The organism is Salibacterium salarium (genome assembly GCF_030813635.1).
Lineage (GTDB): Bacteria > Bacillota > Bacilli > Bacillales > Marinococcaceae > Salibacterium > Salibacterium salarium.
In genome coordinates, this window is the sequence record NZ_JAUSUM010000002.1 from 717132 (window position 1) to 734300 (window position 17169).

17 protein-coding genes, 1 riboswitch and 1 other annotated feature (1 of these 19 cut by a window edge) are annotated in these 17169 nt (G+C 37.8%); of the genes, 1 reads left to right on the plus strand and 16 read right to left on the minus strand.

Annotated elements, in window-relative coordinates:
- Nucleotides 1-141, plus strand: a binding site (T-box leader); it begins 82 nt to the left of the window's first position.
- A gap of 142 nt (nucleotides 142-283) precedes the next feature.
- On the plus strand, nucleotides 284-1903 hold the full coding sequence (serA, locus tag J2S78_RS09370) for a phosphoglycerate dehydrogenase (protein ID WP_306898052.1): 1620 nt from the start codon (nucleotides 284-286) through the stop codon (nucleotides 1901-1903).
- A 275-nt stretch (nucleotides 1904-2178) separates the two neighbouring features.
- On the opposite strand, the gene J2S78_RS09375 is transcribed toward serA, so the two are convergent.
- From J2S78_RS09375 to J2S78_RS09450, 16 genes are all read right to left on the minus strand, one after another.
- A complete protein-coding gene (locus tag J2S78_RS09375; RefSeq protein ID WP_306898054.1) occupies nucleotides 2179-2586 on the minus strand; it encodes a hypothetical protein in 408 nt (135 codons plus the stop codon).
- A gap of 72 nt (nucleotides 2587-2658) precedes the next feature.
- Nucleotides 2659-3378: a peptidoglycan DD-metalloendopeptidase family protein gene (locus tag J2S78_RS09380; protein ID WP_306898057.1), complete on the minus strand. Its 720-nt coding sequence runs from the start codon at nucleotides 3376-3378 to the stop codon at nucleotides 2659-2661.
- Nucleotides 3379-3506: 128 nt separating this feature from the next.
- Nucleotides 3507-4082 (minus strand): cob(I)yrinic acid a,c-diamide adenosyltransferase, encoded by a 576-nt coding sequence (locus tag J2S78_RS09385; RefSeq protein WP_306898059.1) that lies wholly within the window; start codon nucleotides 4080-4082, stop codon nucleotides 3507-3509.
- A 1-nt stretch (nucleotide 4083) separates the two neighbouring features.
- Complete coding sequence (locus tag J2S78_RS09390; RefSeq protein ID WP_306898060.1) at nucleotides 4084-4533, minus strand: bifunctional adenosylcobinamide kinase/adenosylcobinamide-phosphate guanylyltransferase; 450 nt, start codon at nucleotides 4531-4533, stop codon at nucleotides 4084-4086.
- Nucleotides 4482-5087: a histidine phosphatase family protein gene (locus J2S78_RS09395; protein WP_306898062.1), complete on the minus strand. Its 606-nt coding sequence runs from the start codon at nucleotides 5085-5087 to the stop codon at nucleotides 4482-4484. The genes J2S78_RS09390 and J2S78_RS09395 overlap by 52 nt, the downstream gene beginning before the upstream one ends.
- A complete protein-coding gene (locus J2S78_RS09400; RefSeq protein WP_306898064.1) occupies nucleotides 5045-5845 on the minus strand; it encodes an adenosylcobinamide-GDP ribazoletransferase in 801 nt (266 codons plus the stop codon). Before J2S78_RS09400 ends, J2S78_RS09395 begins: the two co-directional genes overlap by 43 nt.
- The gene (locus tag J2S78_RS09405; RefSeq protein ID WP_306898066.1) at nucleotides 5842-7353 is read right to left on the minus strand and encodes a cobyric acid synthase; all 1512 of its coding nucleotides are present in this window, start codon (nucleotides 7351-7353) and stop codon (nucleotides 5842-5844) included. Before J2S78_RS09405 ends, J2S78_RS09400 begins: the two co-directional genes overlap by 4 nt.
- Nucleotides 7350-7901, minus strand: a complete 552-nt coding sequence (locus tag J2S78_RS09410) for a bifunctional adenosylcobinamide kinase/adenosylcobinamide-phosphate guanylyltransferase (protein WP_306898068.1) — start codon at nucleotides 7899-7901, stop codon at nucleotides 7350-7352. The genes J2S78_RS09405 and J2S78_RS09410 overlap by 4 nt, the downstream gene beginning before the upstream one ends.
- Nucleotides 7895-8977: a pyridoxal phosphate-dependent aminotransferase gene (locus J2S78_RS09415; protein ID WP_306898069.1), complete on the minus strand. Its 1083-nt coding sequence runs from the start codon at nucleotides 8975-8977 to the stop codon at nucleotides 7895-7897. Before J2S78_RS09415 ends, J2S78_RS09410 begins: the two co-directional genes overlap by 7 nt.
- Entirely contained in the window at nucleotides 8964-9926 is a 963-nt protein-coding gene (gene cbiB / locus J2S78_RS09420) for an adenosylcobinamide-phosphate synthase CbiB (RefSeq protein WP_306898070.1), read from the minus strand. Before cbiB ends, J2S78_RS09415 begins: the two co-directional genes overlap by 14 nt.
- Before the next feature lie 34 nt (nucleotides 9927-9960).
- On the minus strand, nucleotides 9961-11451 hold the full coding sequence (locus tag J2S78_RS09425; RefSeq protein ID WP_306898071.1) for an adenosylcobinamide amidohydrolase: 1491 nt from the start codon (nucleotides 11449-11451) through the stop codon (nucleotides 9961-9963).
- Nucleotides 11405-12448 (minus strand): FecCD family ABC transporter permease, encoded by a 1044-nt coding sequence (locus J2S78_RS09430; RefSeq protein WP_306898073.1) that lies wholly within the window; start codon nucleotides 12446-12448, stop codon nucleotides 11405-11407. Before J2S78_RS09430 ends, J2S78_RS09425 begins: the two co-directional genes overlap by 47 nt.
- Nucleotides 12432-13427 carry an ABC transporter substrate-binding protein gene (locus J2S78_RS09435; RefSeq protein WP_306898075.1) on the minus strand — a complete coding sequence of 332 codons (996 nt, stop codon included), beginning with the start codon at nucleotides 13425-13427 and terminating at the stop codon, nucleotides 12432-12434. Before J2S78_RS09435 ends, J2S78_RS09430 begins: the two co-directional genes overlap by 17 nt.
- Nucleotides 13428-13586: 159 nt before the next feature.
- A riboswitch (cobalamin riboswitch) is annotated at nucleotides 13587-13805 on the minus strand.
- Between the two features lie 59 nt (nucleotides 13806-13864).
- Nucleotides 13865-14599, minus strand: coding sequence for a class I SAM-dependent methyltransferase (locus J2S78_RS09440; protein WP_306898076.1), 735 nt, complete (start codon nucleotides 14597-14599; stop codon nucleotides 13865-13867).
- Nucleotides 14600-14620: 21 nt separating this feature from the next.
- Nucleotides 14621-16411 (minus strand): ATP-binding protein, encoded by a 1791-nt coding sequence (locus tag J2S78_RS09445; protein ID WP_306898077.1) that lies wholly within the window; start codon nucleotides 16409-16411, stop codon nucleotides 14621-14623.
- Entirely contained in the window at nucleotides 16411-17127 is a 717-nt protein-coding gene (locus J2S78_RS09450) for a response regulator transcription factor (protein ID WP_306898079.1), read from the minus strand. The genes J2S78_RS09445 and J2S78_RS09450 overlap by 1 nt, the downstream gene beginning before the upstream one ends.
- Between the last annotated feature and the right edge of the window lie 42 nt (nucleotides 17128-17169).

The window sequence follows — 17169 nt, forward strand, 5'->3', positions numbered from 1 at the left end:
GATAGCACTTCTGAGCATTCGCTTTGAAACAATAACAGTAGAAGCGAACGGCTAATCCGTTACCTTGGAGCTTTAGCTCCCTAAGAAAGTATTCATTTGCTTAAAAATGAGGGTGGCACCGCGGAAACTTCCGCCCCTTGCGAATCTTATTCGTGTGGGCAGGGAGTTTTTTTTGTACCATAAATGACTGAGTGCTAGTCATTCAATACATGGACCTTGCCATTAGGAACAATCTTTTGAAACATAAAAAGGAAATATAATTCTAAAAAGGAGTGGAGAGATCATGATTCAACAACCAGCTGAGGAAACAAAAAAAGAGGCAAACAATCAAATTTCCAGAATTTTAGTGTCTGATTCAATGAGTAAAGAAGGACTTGCCCCACTTTTAGGAAATGAAGGTGTAGAGTGTGTCCAAGAAAATGTTCATGATGTGAATGATCTTGATAGTTATGAGGCCCTTCTAGTAAGAAGTGGAACAACAGTTACTCCAGAAATCATGGACAAAATGACCAGCCTGAAAATTATTGCACGTGCAGGGGTTGGAGTTGACAATATAGATGTTGATGCAGCAACGAAACGAGGTATTGTTGTAATTAATGCTCCTGATGGTAACACCATTTCGACTGCAGAGCACACATTCGCAATGATTATGTCTCTTGCTAGAAATGTGCCGCAGGCTAATGCATCGATAAAAGGAAAAAAATGGGATAGAAAAGCATTTCAAGGTGTGGAACTTCGCGGAAAAACGCTTGGTATTGTTGGCTTTGGACGTATCGGTTCGGAACTAGCGAAACGAGCCCGCAGTTTTGATATGTCTATTATTGTGTACGATCCTTTCTTAACACAAGAAAGAGCGGAAAAACTTGGTATTGATATAGGAGAATTGGAGGAAGTATTGGGTGCAGCTGATATTATCACTGTTCATACTCCATTAACTAAAGATACAAAAGGATTATTAAATAAAGAAAGTATCGCGAAAACAAAACCTGGTGTATTCCTTATTAATTGCGCACGTGGTGGTATCATTGATGAAGAAGCTCTTTATCATCACCTTGAAACAGGACAAGTTGGCGGTGCAGCACTTGATGTATTTGAGGAAGAACCAGCACAACACAATAAACTATTAACGTTTAAAAATGTTATTGCTACTCCGCATATAGCCGCTTCTACTAAAGAAGCACAGTTGAATGTGGCAGCACAGGTGTCAGACGAAGTTCTTCAATTTTTAAATGGAATGCCTGCCTTGAATTCGATTAATTTACCTACTATGTCTAAAGAAAAATTCGAAAGACTGCAACCTTACTATGAGCTATCGAAGAAAATGGGATACATTTTGTCACAAAGTATGAAAAGCCCAGTTCAAGACGTTGATGTTCATTACAGTGGAGAAGTGACAGAATTGGAGACTTCTGTCCTTACCCGTTCATTGGTAGCAGGTTTCTTAAGTACTAGAATCGACGCACCTGTTAATGACGTAAACGCATCAATCATCGCAAAAGAACGCGGAATTACGTACGGAGAAAAACACCATACAAACGCTCTCGGATATTCTAATCTTATGCAGGCTACCGTAAAAGGGGAAAACCGTAGCTTTACTATTCACGGAACATATGTAAAAGAATATGGACCAAGAATTGTACGTATTAACGATTTCAACGTAGACTTTTATCCAACGGGGCACTTAATTTATATCCAACATTCCGATAAACCTGGTGTCATTGGAAAAATGGGACAACTACTTGGAAAACATGAGTTGAATATTGCAACGATGCAAGTTGGTCGTAAAGAAGAAGGTGGAGATGCTATAATGATGCTTGCTGTGGATAAAGAGGCTACAGAAGAAGTATTAACTGATTTGACATCTATTGAAGAAATAACATCTTCTGAAAAAATTGAAGTGTAATGCTAGTAGGAGCTGTATCAAAAGGTGCAGCTCCTTTTCTATGACAGGGAGAAGTCGACTATGGGCAGGAGTGGAAGCGGAGACTCCCCACCCATAGGAATGCTCCAGCTCATCAGAGAAGCGAGGCTGCTGAATAAGGTTAAACAAAGTATTTTGACGAAGCGATGTATTACAATCAGAAATGAAAAAGTCCGAATGGATTCAAGAGAATCATTCGGACTTTCCTTATGAATAAAACACTTTTGTCCCAACCTTTTTAAAAAATATCAAGTTCGTTATTGTTGAGGCCATATGTATCCTAATATTTGATTCCACTGTGCTTTTCTTGGTAAACGCAAAAAAGCTTCTCCCTTATCAGTGATAGAAGCATAATAAGAGTCTTTTATTATCCATTCTTCTGTTATTAATACCGTTTCGATAAAGTGATATAAAACAAAATCACCTGGTTTTTTTCTTTTTGTTAATAACTTATAACGAAATGGAAACTCCATTCCTTTCCAAAAACGACGGTGTAAATAGAAGTCTTTGTCCAGCCGGATAAAGTTATGTCTCGAAATTTTTCGCAATGAAAATAAAAAGGCATCAAGCATCCATTCTTCATTTTCAAGATAATCCGTCTGCTTATTAAGCCATAGCAAAAAAGAGGCATCAAGATTAATATCATCGTATAAATATGGTTCCATATCATAAGCTTCCTTTACTCTTTAGAGTACCCCTATTCTATCACAACTTTTTTTGTTATTCATGGGGAGGTCTTAATTAATCGTCAATTCTTGATCTGGATATATTAAAGAGCCTGCAATATCATTTGTTTCTTGTAATGTTTCCACCGTTACATCATATGTTTGCGCTATTCCCCATAATGTATCTCCTTCTTCCACCGTATAAGTAGTTTGTTCTTTATGTTCATTTGTTTCCTGCATTTCACTTCTAACCAAGGACAATACTTCATCGGTACGATTATTTTTATTTGTAGTATCTACAGACTCAATTCCCTTTTTTAAAAAGGACAATGGATTAACAGCATAAGATTTAGATGGATTCCACTTTCCTTCATGGAGTTCAAAATGCAAATGCGCTCCTCTGGAATGCCCCGTATTTCCTACTTTACCGATGACTTCCCCTTTTGATACTATGTCTCCGTCCTCTACTAATCTTTCTGACAAGTGAGCATATACGGTTTCATCATTATTTTCATGAGAAATGAAAATGACATGTCCATAAGAAGCGGAATAATCAGAACGTATTATTTCCCCGGAACCTGAAGCGACGACATTTGCCCCTTTTTTTGCTGCAATGTCAATACCATCATGATTTCCTCCTCTTGTCCCAAAAGTGTCCGTGATTTCTCCATCTGTCGGCCACATATAATCATCATCAACTGCATATGTAGAAGAAGCACCAATAAAAAGCATCAGACAAATGAGAATGGCAGTAAATAATCCAACTACTAAAAACCGCTTCATATAATCCATGAGACAAACCTCCAGATATATTTTCTGTATTTACTATAATGATATGAAGGCTTGTCTCATTTTATGATATATTTTTGTCCAATACTTATTTTATAGTAGTATCCAAAACATTAATGGGGTATATTGTTTTATTTTTCTTTATTCGATGTATGAAAGACGATAGCGCTGCGTTCATATTCAACGTCCGCTATTTCTAAACGATAATTAACTACCCTTGCTGCAGCAAAAAAATAATCGGATAGCCGGTTAAGGTACTTAAAAACATCCTCATTCATTTCTTCTTCTCTCATTAGTTTTGCTGTCAGCCTCTCTGCTCTTCTAGTAACAGTACGGCATACATGAAGTTCCGCTGCTGCACTTGTTCCACCAGGTAGAATAAAACGCTGTAATGACGGAGCTTCTTCTGTATAATCATCCATTCTCTCTTCTAGGAAAGTAATCATTGATTCGTCTACCTTAAACGTTGTATCTTTTTTTATAGAAGAAAGATCGCTACCGCAATCAAATAATTCGTGTTGAATTTGGGCTAATTCCATTTTAATGTCAGGAAACCGTTCATAATCTAATAGTGCTGCGGCTCTCCCAACAAAGGCGTTCAACTCATCACATGTTCCATACGCCTCGATTCGAATATCATCTTTATCCCTTTTGCCACCAATAACACTCGTTTTTCCTTTATCTCCACTACGTGTGTACAATTTCACGTTACGACCTCCCTGACTTTAATTGTTGTGATATACCAAACCATATACGGTGAACTTCTTCCGCATTTTGATAAAGTTGTTGATATAGACGGCCTGTTTCATCACGCCATTCTCTCGTTTCTTGGTTTAAAGGAACGACACCTTTGGTTATATCCGTTCCTATTATAATAACCTTTCTATCAACATTAACCTCTTCCCATTTTAACAAGGGCAGCAAATACTGATTAAAAAAGTGTGAGGCATCTTTTTTATCGTTTGCTAACGTTTGTTTTAAACCTTGTTCAATTCCCTGGATCACTATTATATTATTTTCTAGTTCTGTAACAGGAAGCCACTCGTATGCAGTGTATTTATAAAGATCAAACCATTCATATCTATTCGATGTAAGAACAAACTCTGCTAATACCCAGTCTTTTTTTCCATTAAAGGCGCCTCCTGTAACAACGTACAATGCCACTTCCCTCCCTTTCTTTGAAACGATGCCTTTATTCCTGCTGCATATGGAATATGCCATAAATTATTCAATGGATGATCTTTCACATACAGCTGACACCACTCTCTTATCCACCCACTGTGTGTTACAACTGCAATACGTTTACTTTTGGTTTGTTTTATTTTTTTCCAGGCCTGGTGTATACGATTATGAAAATCATCCATTGTCTCTCCATTAACCGGAGCTCTTTCTTTCATATCATTCAACCAATATCTATATTCAGACTGCTTTTTTAATTCATTATAATCCTTTCCCTCGAAATCCCCAAAATACATTTCTCTTATCATCCACGTTTGTCTTAACGTATGGCCCGGGAACAATACGTTAGAAGTTTCCACCGCTCGTTTTAAGTCACTACACCATACCTCGTCAACAACTGGTGCTGACGCATGTTTTAAACGAAAACGTTCACTTGGCAAAATACAAGGATCTGACCAGCCTGTGTATTGTTTTAAACGATTCCCTTCCGTCATCCCATGACGAATGAAATAAATAACGCACTGCTCAGCCATAAAATAGTTTCCATCCCTTCACACATTGCCCCTGCAGTATCCCCGTTTATCCCACCAAACATCGTATAAAAGAATAAGCGTCCTATCCAGTAAAAAAGAATAGCAACAACTAGAATAAATACAAAAAAGAAAAGGGGTGTCATCGTACTATACATCATCATTCCTGTTATCATAACACTTACGGTTAAAACCATCCATTTATCCAAAGGTTTTGTTTTTTCACGAAACCAGGCTGCCAACCCCTCTTGTTTTAATAGCGGAGCAGTTATTAGTAGATGGGCCATCGCTGTTCTTGAAAAAACGGGAATAATCACAAACAAAAACCAATGAGACACATACTGTATGTCAATGACATATAAGATAAATAAAAATCGTCCCCCAAGTAATAACATGGTGGACCATACCGCAACTGCTCCAGTATAACTATCTTTCATTATTTTAATTTTTTTCTCTTTATCCTGCCAAGATCCAGCAGCGTCTGAAACATCCATCCAGCCGTCAAGGTGCAATCCGCCGTGTAGACCGATCACAATAATGATTGCAAAAAAAGCAATAATATAAACCGGCAACGAAGACATCATTAATACAGATATCGTGATTGCTGTAATGAGACCGATCACTACCCCGCAAACGGGAAAAAAGAAAATAGAATGTCGAGCTGTTTTTTGATCCCAAGAAACAGACCCACAGGGCAAAATAGTTAAAAAAGCAAAAGCCATTTGTAATCCTTGTATGTATAAAATCAGCCGTCTTTTCATTTCTTTGCACGCTCCATCACGCGTATAATTTCGTCCAAATCTAAATAAGTTTCAAAAGTATCCGCTAACTTATCTAATTGTTCATTTTTAGAATCCTTAAAGGGGATAGGGTCTTTCCTTTTTAGTTTTTTACTAAGACGTATCTGATTTAACCAGTGCGATCTCCATTTGTCATTATAAAAATGATGATGGATGTACGTTCCTATTAAACGATAGTCACTGGACCGCAACCCTTCCGGCTCCCCATATTCATCATAAAATAATGGTATACAAGCTGTTTGATTGTTGCAATCAGTCTGACCTGTATGAATTTCGAAACCAGAAATAGGGTAACGCGAACTATCTTCCGTTATAAAATATCCATTCCATTGCGTAGTTTTTTTATTGTCCATGAAATACGTTCGTGCCGGAAACAAGGACGCTCCCTTAACGACCGTTCCGCTCTTTTTACTATCATGCCCTTCGTTATCCTTTAATTCTTCCCCTAACATTTGAAATCCACCACAAATCCCAACTACGTAGCCTTTTTCCATTTCATAAAATGAAATAATTTTGCTTATAAGCCCCTTTTCTAAAAGATACAAATAATCATGAATCGTGCTTCTAGATCCAGGCAAGATAACGGCATCTGGAAAGCCAAATTCATTACTATTTCTAACAATACGAACAGAGACATCAGGTTCAGCAGAAAATGGTTCTATATCCGTATAATTTGAAACGTATGGAAGTGCAATGACTGCTATATCAATACTGGGCTCAGTTGAAACAGAAGAGAATTCTATAGCTGAAAACGACAACGAATCTTCCCCTTCGATACGTATATCAAGTTTCGGCAGTATGCCATGAACGGGAAGTCCGGTACGTTTCTTAAGCCATAGCTCCCCGTCTTTAAATAAGCGGCGATCCCCTCTAAATTGATTTACAATCAATCCCTTAACTCTATCTCGATGGGGGTGCGGAAGAAGATTCAAAGTTCCTATGACACTGGCGAATAGTCCACCTTTTTCAATATCTGCTATTAAAAGAGCTGGTACATTTGTCATGGACGCCGTGACTAAATTAGCAATATCTTTGTCCATTAAGTTCACTTCTACTGGGCTTCCTGCCCCTTCCATAATGACTAAATCATATGACTGTTCTAATATTGACAGTGATTTCTCCACTGCAGAGGATGCTTTCCCAAAAAAATCTTGACGGTATTCCATTGCTTGCGGACTTCCTAAAGATTCTCCATGAATGATTACTTCTGCAGTAGAATCTCCGCGAGGCTTTAGTAAAACAGGATTCATATGTACTGTAGCCTCAACTCTAGCCGCTTTTGCCTGTAATCCTTGTGCTCTGCCAATTTCATGACCCGAATCCGTGACAAAAGAGTTATTAGACATGTTTTGTCCTTTGAATGGAGCTACTTTATATCCTCTGTTAGACAATGCGCGGCATAGACCAGTTACTAAGTAACTTTTACCAGCATCTGATGTCGTCCCCCATATCATCAAACCTTTAATCATAAGTATTCTCCTTTTCTCAGCAAAGGTTTTCCTGCTTCCATTTCAATAACATTTTTTGCTTGTTGCACGAAATATTGATGTAGTTCCCCAAGTATTTGCATGTATAGATACGTTTCTTTATGTACTGGTACAGGTTCATGAAAAATATCATTACTAATAATGATTAAATGAGCACACGATGCCTCTAGTTGCTCCACCGTTTCTTTCATATAATGTTTGATATGATTAGAACAGATATCCGAATAATCGTAAAACATTTCATTACTAAGCCATGTCGTTAAACAATCGAGAAATACAATATCCTTTTTTTTAAGTCTTCCTACTATTGTATCTATGTTGGTAGGTTGCTCTATCGTTATCCAATATCCATTTCTATTTCTTCTATCTAACTTATGATGTTGAATTCTTTTAATCATTTCTTCATCTGTATAACGGCAGGTTGCTAAATAAATAAGACGGCTTTCATTCGTTATTCTGTTCTTTTCCGCTATGTTTTCCCCTATTCTGCTTTTTCCGCTTCGAACTCCACCACAGATAAACGTTAGCATTTGTCGTTCCACCTTAATAAAGTATCAATCAAATAATCGTTTTCAGGCTTTGTCCTTACAGCAAGTCGAATGTATTTTCCTTCTAACTTAGGAAAATGATAAGTGTGTCTTGCGTGAATATTATTTTCAGCTAGAAATACGAGCAATTCTTTTGTATCCCGAAAATCTCTATGACAGAGTAAAAAGAAATTGACATCCGCTGTAAATATATAAAATGACGTATGATGATCAAGTTCCTTTTTTATTCGATCTCGTTCTTGTGAGATAAAAGAAACCGTATGCTCAACAAATTGTTTTTGATGTAAAACAGAAGACATTGCTTTTTCTGCAACGATATTGACATTCCAAGGTGGAAAAAATCGGTTTAGTTGATGTATAACATTTTCTGAAGCTACCATGTAACCCGCACGTAACCCGGGAATAGTAAACATTTTAGTTAAGGAACGGAGTTGCACTACTGGATACTCATTTTTTGTGTACGCCAAAAAGGGGAAAGGTTCTTGTTGAAAATCGTAAAAGGCTTCATCAACAACTAACGTTTTTTGCTTCTTCTTACAATATTCTAATAGCTTCATTAATTCCGATTGATCAGCCGCTTTACCGGTAGGGTTATTAGGATTACAAATCCACACACCGTCAGCGTTTTCCAAATAAATCTTTATATGTTCAAACGACCATTTCCATTCAGATGACTCTGAAACATAGATAGGCACAATAAAAGCTTGGTTCGCTTCAAGTGCTTTTCGGTATTCGGTGAAAGTCGGCTCTATGAGAATTACTTTTTTTTGTTGAAAAAGTCTTGCTGCTGCGTAAATAAGTTCCGCTCCACCGTTTCCAGGAAGAACTTGACCTGGCTTCACATTTAGTGCTTCGGAAATAGCTTGCTTTATTGTCTGTAACGAAGGTTCAGAATATTGCGTTGATAGCAATACCCATTTAGGCATATTATGATATAGTTCATCCGGAGGTCCCAATGGATTAGTATTTACACTAAAGTCCATAGGTTGATCTTGTCTTACTTGATTCAACTGTTTCATAAGTGCATGTGGCATCGCGCCATGTTCAGGCCAGGACAAAATAAATTCCTCCTATCATCCATAAAAAAACAAGAACCATTACTCCGCTCCAATTCCATATAATTATACCGTCATTTATGCACTGGTGATTTAACACGCGTTTTCCGTTTCCAAGATAAGGACGGGATACAGTTTTTCCGTGATAACTAGTGGGACCACCTAATGTCACATTTAATACTGCCGCCATTGCAGCTTCTCCGTATCCACTGTTGGGACTGTCATGAAAAGACGAATATTTTTTCATTATCAAAAACGCTTCTTGCCACGTCGCTTTTTTTATCTTCCATGCAGTAAATATCATCAGAAATGCTGTCAATCGTGCAGGGATATAATTTAACACATCATCAAGGCGAGCAGCAGCCCAACCAAAATCGATATATTTTTCTGTTTTATAACCTACCATCGCGTCCGCCGTATTAACAAATCGATACCAAACAGCAAGTGGGGCCCCTCCAAGCAGAGCATAAAACATTGGAGCCGCCATACTATCAGAAATATTTTCCCCCGTACTTTCAAGCACCGATCTCGTAATTTCTTGATCATTCATATGTGTAGTATTCCTTGATACTATCATGGCAGTCTGTTTTCTAGCGTTTTCTATATCATTATTTTTTAAACAAAGGTGTATGCGATTTACGGATTGAATCATGCTCTTACCGCCAATACTAAACCAAATCAGACACGTTTCAAATACAAATCCTGCTGCGATGTGAAGACGATACAACACTAAAGTTGTTGACAAACTAATCCCAAGAAAAAAAACAGTTCCTAAAATGACGACTAAAAGACCTTTTTGTTTTATATGTTTTCCCTTATTAAAAACATTATCGAAAATAGAAACGATTTTCCCCATAATGGACACAAGATGCCACGGAATTCGTGGGTCCCCAAGCAATCGATCAAAAAAATAAGCCAACGTTACGGCTCCTAAATGTAAAAAGATTATCATTTTTTATCCTCGTTTTGACGAACATGATAGTTATCTAATGCATGGCAGACTGCTTCATATATAGATTTTGCCACTTTTTTCCCAATGGGGATATTGTACCCCCGTATTCAAAAGTCGGACCGGTTTGTGAGGCAGCTACTAATAAACTATCCGTCGATGTCCCTGTCGCCATGGTCCCTGTTTCTTTATCAAAAATATTTTTATCAAATAACGCTTTTGACTTTGCTTCTGTCGCCGTCATCATCACTTGAGCATAAGCTGCTTCTGTTAATGTGCCATCTATGAATATCCATCCATTTATTGTACCATTTTGATTTAATGTTGTTTCTTTTTGATTAGCTAGTGAAGCATCTACGGCATTTGATATACCTGCGGTCACATATACAAAAATATCTGGGTAACCATGCACTCTAACAAAAGATCCATCATAAAGTACAGCTGCAGTCATCATAGCAGCTGTGTCTGCCACATCATATTTTTCTTTTTGTAAGTAATATTCAAATTCTGCTCGTACATCATCAACATGATAATTTTTTTCGACGTGTCGATTCACAAAATAACGATGCCATCCAAAACCAGCTCCTATCACCGCTGAAGAGAATGTTTTCCAATAAAAAGGAGATTCTATGCACACTAGTTTTTCCGTTTCATTAACTGTTAGCTGGTCTAAAGACAAATTCATCTCCGAAAGGTTAGAATAAGCAGGTTCAAGTGAAATTAACGGTCGTGGAACCGATGCATGTTCTTCCCTTTGCAAAGATGCCTTATATACATTTTCCAACTGTTCTTTTTCCAATACATACCCTGGTTTATCTAACGCTTTTTGTTTTCCATTCTCTAATAATAACAATCGGTCACTATAAAGCCCTGCCATGTTTAAATCATGGAGAACCGCAATGACAGTCAAGTTTTTAGATTTGGTCCATTGTTTTAACGTATCCAATAAACTTAATTGGAAAGATATATCAAGATGGTTTGTCGGCTCATCTAAAAGTAAAATTTCTGGTTCTTGTGTAAGTGCTCTAGCCAAAAATACCCGTTGCTTTTCACCACCGCTCAAGCTGTCTAAAGAATGATTAGCAAAAGAATGGACGTTCGTTTCCTTCATCGCGTTCTCCATTATCTTTTCGTCTTCCATCGTATGGCGGCTGAACCACCCTTGTTGATGAGGATACCTGCCAAGTTCAACAACATCACGAACTGTATACGAAAAAGTTTCCTCCATATGCTGAGGCAGAACAGCAATTTTTTTAGCTAACTTTTTTTGAGAAAAAGAGTGTAGCGGTTTTTGATGTATAGAGATGTTACCAGAATCAAGTTTTATGCCTCCATAAATCATTTTTAACAATGTGGATTTTCCACTTCCGTTGGGACCGATAATTCCTAACGTTTCTCCCGGTTCAACCTGGAAACTGACGTCCTCAACGGCTAAAATGGAGTCATATCCCCCACTCACATGTTCTACGTTTAACATATCATCACCCTTTTCTTCGATGGCGTCTTTGATGGTATAGAAGTATCCCAAATACAGGCGCTCCTAAGATAGCTGTAATTACCCCAATCGGTAATTCCGTTGGAGCTATGATGGTGCGGGCTCCTAAGTCCGTTAGAACAAGAAACCCCGCTCCAGCAAATATTGAAAGAGGCAGTAATAAACGGTGATCTGGACCATATAACAAACGAACTACATGAGGGACTACAAGTCCTACAAATCCAATGGTTCCAGAAACAGCAACTGCCGAACCTGTCAAAAGAGACGCACCTGCAAGAATTACAATTCTGCGTTTATCCGTATCGACTCCTAATGTTTTAGCTGTTTCCTCCCCGAACACTAAAGCATTCAATTCTTTACCATTTAGTAACAACAATAAAACACCAATGATAAAAAAAGGAAACATTAATCCGAAATACTCCCATCCTCTCATCGACACACTTCCCATTAACCAATTGATGATTTGTCGAAGTTCTTCTCCGGTCAATGCGATAAGTAGAGAAATAAAAGCACCTAAGAATGAACTTACAATAATTCCTGCTAGAATAATTGTTTCTGTTCGTAACGTTTTTTCAATCATTCGGACAAAACCCAATATAAACAGCAAAGTTAGAAAACCAGTGATAATACTTATCACTGGTAAAGTAAAGCTGCCCAATAACGGAAGTGATAATCCTGAATACAGCACAATAACCGCACCTAGGGCAGAACCTGATGATACCCCTATCGTATAAGGATCCGCTAATGGATTCTTTAACAACCCCTGAAATGCAGCACCAGCTATTGCTAAGGCAGCACCAACAAGTACGGCTAACATCACTCGTGGCAGCCTAATATTCAAAATTATCGATACGTCCGTTTCATTCACAGCAGCCGGCATATTTAAGTTCCATAGTGAACGCCACAAAATGTCAGCACTTGTTGATAACGGAATCGATACACTTCCAACAGATACCCCTATTAAAACGCAAATACAAACAAATGCAAATCCGCTTAAATAGGCAAGATAAATATTATTCCGCAAAAACATCTGGATACACCAGTTCAGCTAATTCTTGTACCCCTTCTACAAGACGAGGACCAGGTCGGCTGACAGTATCATTATTTACGTCATAAATTTCATTATTTTCAACCGCCGGTACGTTTGACCACCCTGATCTTTCTTTTATTTTTTCAGCTGGATTTCCCTCTGAATAACTGCCATAAGTTGTAATAATAACATCTGGATTCAAGTCAACAGCTTCTTCTTCACTATATGGAACCCATCCCTCTTCCTCCGCAGCAGCATTTTCAGCGTTAATAGTTTCTAACATCTCATGTACAAATGTTCCTTGACCAGTAGTAAAGATTTCAGGAGCAGGCTGGACTTCCATCCATACTTTCTTTTGTTCGTCTTCTGGTATTTCTTGAGCTGTTTCTTCCAATTCTTCCATGTCATCTTTCATGTCTGAAACGATGGAGGTAGCTTGTTCCTCGGTTCCAGTAGCTTGTCCTATCATTTCCATTGATTCATATGCATCGTCAAATGATGAGGCATTATTAACAATGAGTACATCAATACCAGCTTCTTCAAGTTGATTGAGTCCACTTTCTGCTTGTTGTAGAGAGGAAGCATCTGATAATACTAAATCAGGTTCTAAGGAAATAATGGTTTCCACATCAAAATCCAGTCCCCCGACTCTTTCTTTTTCTGTTGCCTCTTCTGGATAATTAGCATGATCTGACACACCAACTATTTCATCCCCCAGTCCAAGAGCAAATGCTATTTCTGTATTACTTGGAACAGTGCTGACAATGCGTTCCGGTTTCTCCTCAATGGTTAGAGAATCATCAACAGCATCTGTTATTTCCACAGGAAATGCAGAATTTTCCTGTTGGTCATTGTTTTGGTTTTCTTCCGTTTCATTTACGTTTTCTTCGTCTGAACTTTGATCCTCTTGACCATCACCACAGCCTGAAATCACCACTAAACTAATCGACAATAGTCCGCTATACAACCATTTTTTCATTTAAAATTCCCTCCTATGTAAAATAAATGACCCATATTTGCTAGAAAAACGAAGAATAAAAAAGCTCTCCTTATTATGAAGGAGAGCGGAATTATCCATTAAAAAAAGAAAAACACTTTTTAATAACAAAAAACTCCGGCTGTTCCTTTCCTCGAAGGATAACCACCGTTTAGAAAGGCAGGTTTCCTGACTCGCATTGTGAAACTGTTAAAACATTTATTTAACAGTAACAAAGAGCACCTTCCCATCTAGATTTACTAGACAGTGGTCTATTGCTCACTTACCATGCTTACAGTGGCGGGACCGTACCGGATTTAAACCGATTTCCCTTTTAACACGTATCTTTCACCACACGTGACCTTTCTATCCCATTCATTCAGTTTTAACAAAACGTTCCTTATTATATAAGATAACGTATAAAATAGAAAGCTATCCATTTAAGGTGACCGTTTTCGACAAATAAATATTTGTCGAGGTGATTCATCTTCACGAAAAGGTGTCGCGTCATAGTCGCCAAACATATGTTCAATTACAAAACCATTACGGGACAGCATTCTTTGTAACTCGAACTGTTCATATAATTTCACACGTTCTCTATATTCCCGTTTTGACTCTTGTTCTTGAATCGTAATACGTTTGTTAACAAAACCTGAAGAAATACGGCGCTCCTGCGTAATCTTAAGTCCATCTTTCTCAGAATAATCTTTTGGGACAAGATTCTGCTTCACATAATTAGGATTTAAATAATCAAAAAAGAACCAACCATCTTCTTTCAACGCTTCAAATGCTCTCACAAACACAAGTTCATTTTCCGCATCATCTGAAAAGTATCCAAAACTTGTAAATAAATTAAACACGGCATCATGCTCAGCTTTAAAAGATATATTTCTAACATCCCCGCGCATATATTGAACAGGAAGATCTGATGTTAAATCAATTGCTTTCTTCAAAAGAGCCGGTGATAAATCAACAGCAGTCACATGAATGCCGAGTCGAGCCAGCCAACGGGAATGCCTGCCATTACCACAGCATAAGTCAACTGCATTCATGCCCCTTTGCAAAGGTATATATTGCATAATATACGAAAGCTCATCCGCAGCCTTTTCTTCATCCCTGTGATCATAGACTCTTAAATAGTCTTCTTGAAAATGTTCTTCAAACCAAGCTTTCATATATACCACCTTTCACATCGGTTATTGTTTATCATCGTCACTTTTGGGTAAGTAGAAACGGAATGTTGTCCCTTCCTGCCACTTACTATGAGCAGAGATTTCTCCATCGTGTGCCTCTACTATATTTTTGGCGATTGCAAGACCGAGACCCGTTCCTCCGTTTTCTCTTGTACGCGCCTTATCTGCTTTATAGAACCTTTCAAATACGTTAGGTAAATCTTCCTCTGGAATTCCAGAACCTGTATCTTTTATTTCTACTGTTATTCCTGATTGATTAGTAATAACGATTATTTTCACAGTCCCATGTTCACTTGTATGTCGAATAGCGTTGTGTACTAAGTTTGTCATCACTTGTTCAATGCGGTCAGGATCGATATAGACAAGTCTTTGTGTTCCTTGTTTATCAAGAGTCATGATAACTTCTGCATCTCTTGCTAACCCTTGAAACTTTTTATAAATTTTGTCTGAAAATGCGTGGAAATCAATCCAATCTTTTTCCAGTTGAATATGGCCTGCTTCCATACGAGCAATATCTAATAATTCATTGACAAGACGTCCCATACGTAGTGATTCGTCATATATAATTTGCCCTATTTCTTTCTTTTCTTCTTCGCTGCCAGCAATATCATCAATAATGGCTTCACTATATCCTTGAAGCATAGATATTGGAGTGCGCAGTTCATGAGATACGTTAGCAATAAAATCTTTGCGTAACTTGTCATGCTGACGTTCTTCGGTCATGTCGCGAATAACTGCTACTACGCCTCTCACAAATTCACCATCGTATAATGGAGTCATGAGTACAACGTAACTTCTTCCTTGAACATCCATTTCTGTAAATTGTTCTTCTTCAATCGCAACGACTTTTTGAAATAATTTTTTCACTTCTTTAGGAAGACGATCATTAGCATCAGGGATACCACTATCATAATAATAAGCTTGTAAAAAGCGGTGTGCCGGCGGGTTTGTTACTACAATAGCACCTTTTCTATCAATCGTAATAACACCATCTGCCATACTGCTTAAAATGCGGCTTAGTTGTTCTTTTTCCTGGTTTAATGCCATAATACTGCGGTTCAGTTCACGTCTCATTTTGTTAAATGCATTTCCAAGCTGCCCTATTTCATCATTTGTCAAAATAGGCACTCTCGTTTCAAAATCACCTTTGGATACATTAAGAGCCAATTGTCTCATCTTTCGAAGTGGTGCTGTTATTCTGGTTGACAGAAAAAAAGCGAAAACCGTTGTCAATATAATTGCAATACCAGCAGATAATAAAATTATTTGTTTTGTTTCGCCTGTTGTATCTTCTATAATTTCTAATGATTGATAAAGATAAAGCGATCCTTCTTCACCGTTAATGGACTCAAACGGCATTCCTACAACAAATATTTCATTATGGATTTCTTCTCCATTTTCTTCTGTAGGAAAGTCACCATGTGTAATAACCTCAGCTCGTTCTTCCTGTACAGAAGTTAATCGTTCATCCTCTTCAAAAAGAGATAGTGGTAAATGCACATCTGCCTCGTCATTCTTTTCAGATTCCCACTTTTCATCATTTTGCATAATAACAACTGATGTATTATACGAACCTGCTATTTTCTCAACAGTATCAAGTGATTCAGGCGGTCGTTCGTACTCTTCTAGTACTGACACGATCGCATTGGCGTGATTGGTTAATTGTTCTTCTGCCTCGGTAATATGAAATTGCTCAAAAAATTGCAGCAAAAGAATTGTTAAAATGACTAAAACAACTGAAACAAGAAGCAGAATCGTCCCCCAAACCTTGCCAACAACACTTCTCCATAGCATTATTCGTTCGCTGCCTCAAACTTATATCCTATTCCCCAAACTGTGGAAATCATATCCGCTGCTTCTTCAGAAACATTACTTAGTTTCTCGCGCAGCCTTTTTACATGGGTATCTACCGTACGTAAATCTCCAAAGAAATCATAGTCCCATACATCTTTTAACAGTTGTTCCCGTGAAAACACTTTATCCGGAGCTTGCGCCAAATATAAAAGCAGCTCATATTCTTTAGGCGTCAAACTAATAATGTTTTCATTTACCGTAACTCTATGAGCATCGTTATCTATGGTTAAATGAGGATACACTAATATATCCTTCGTCTGAGTTTCTGTTTGAAGAAACTTTGTAGTCGAAGATCTTCTTAATATCGCTTTCACTCTTAAAACAACTTCTCTCGGACTAAAAGGTTTGACGATGTAGTCATCTGTACCTACTTCAAAACCTTGTACTCGGTTATTCTCTTCTCCTTTAGCAGTCAACATAATTACCGGGGTTGCTTTTGTTTTGCGCAATTCTTGACATACTTCTATTCCATCTATACCAGGCATCATTAAATCAAGTAGAATAACATCATAATCTCTATTTAATGAAAGGTCTAGCGCCTCTTCCCCGTTTTCTGCTTCTTCCACTTGAAAATCTTCTCGTTCTAAATACATTTTCAACAAACGACGAATTCGTTCCTCATCATCCACAACAAGAACTTTTGCTTCATTTTCCATCACGCGTTACCTCCTGTAACGTTTATTATAGCTTATTTGAAG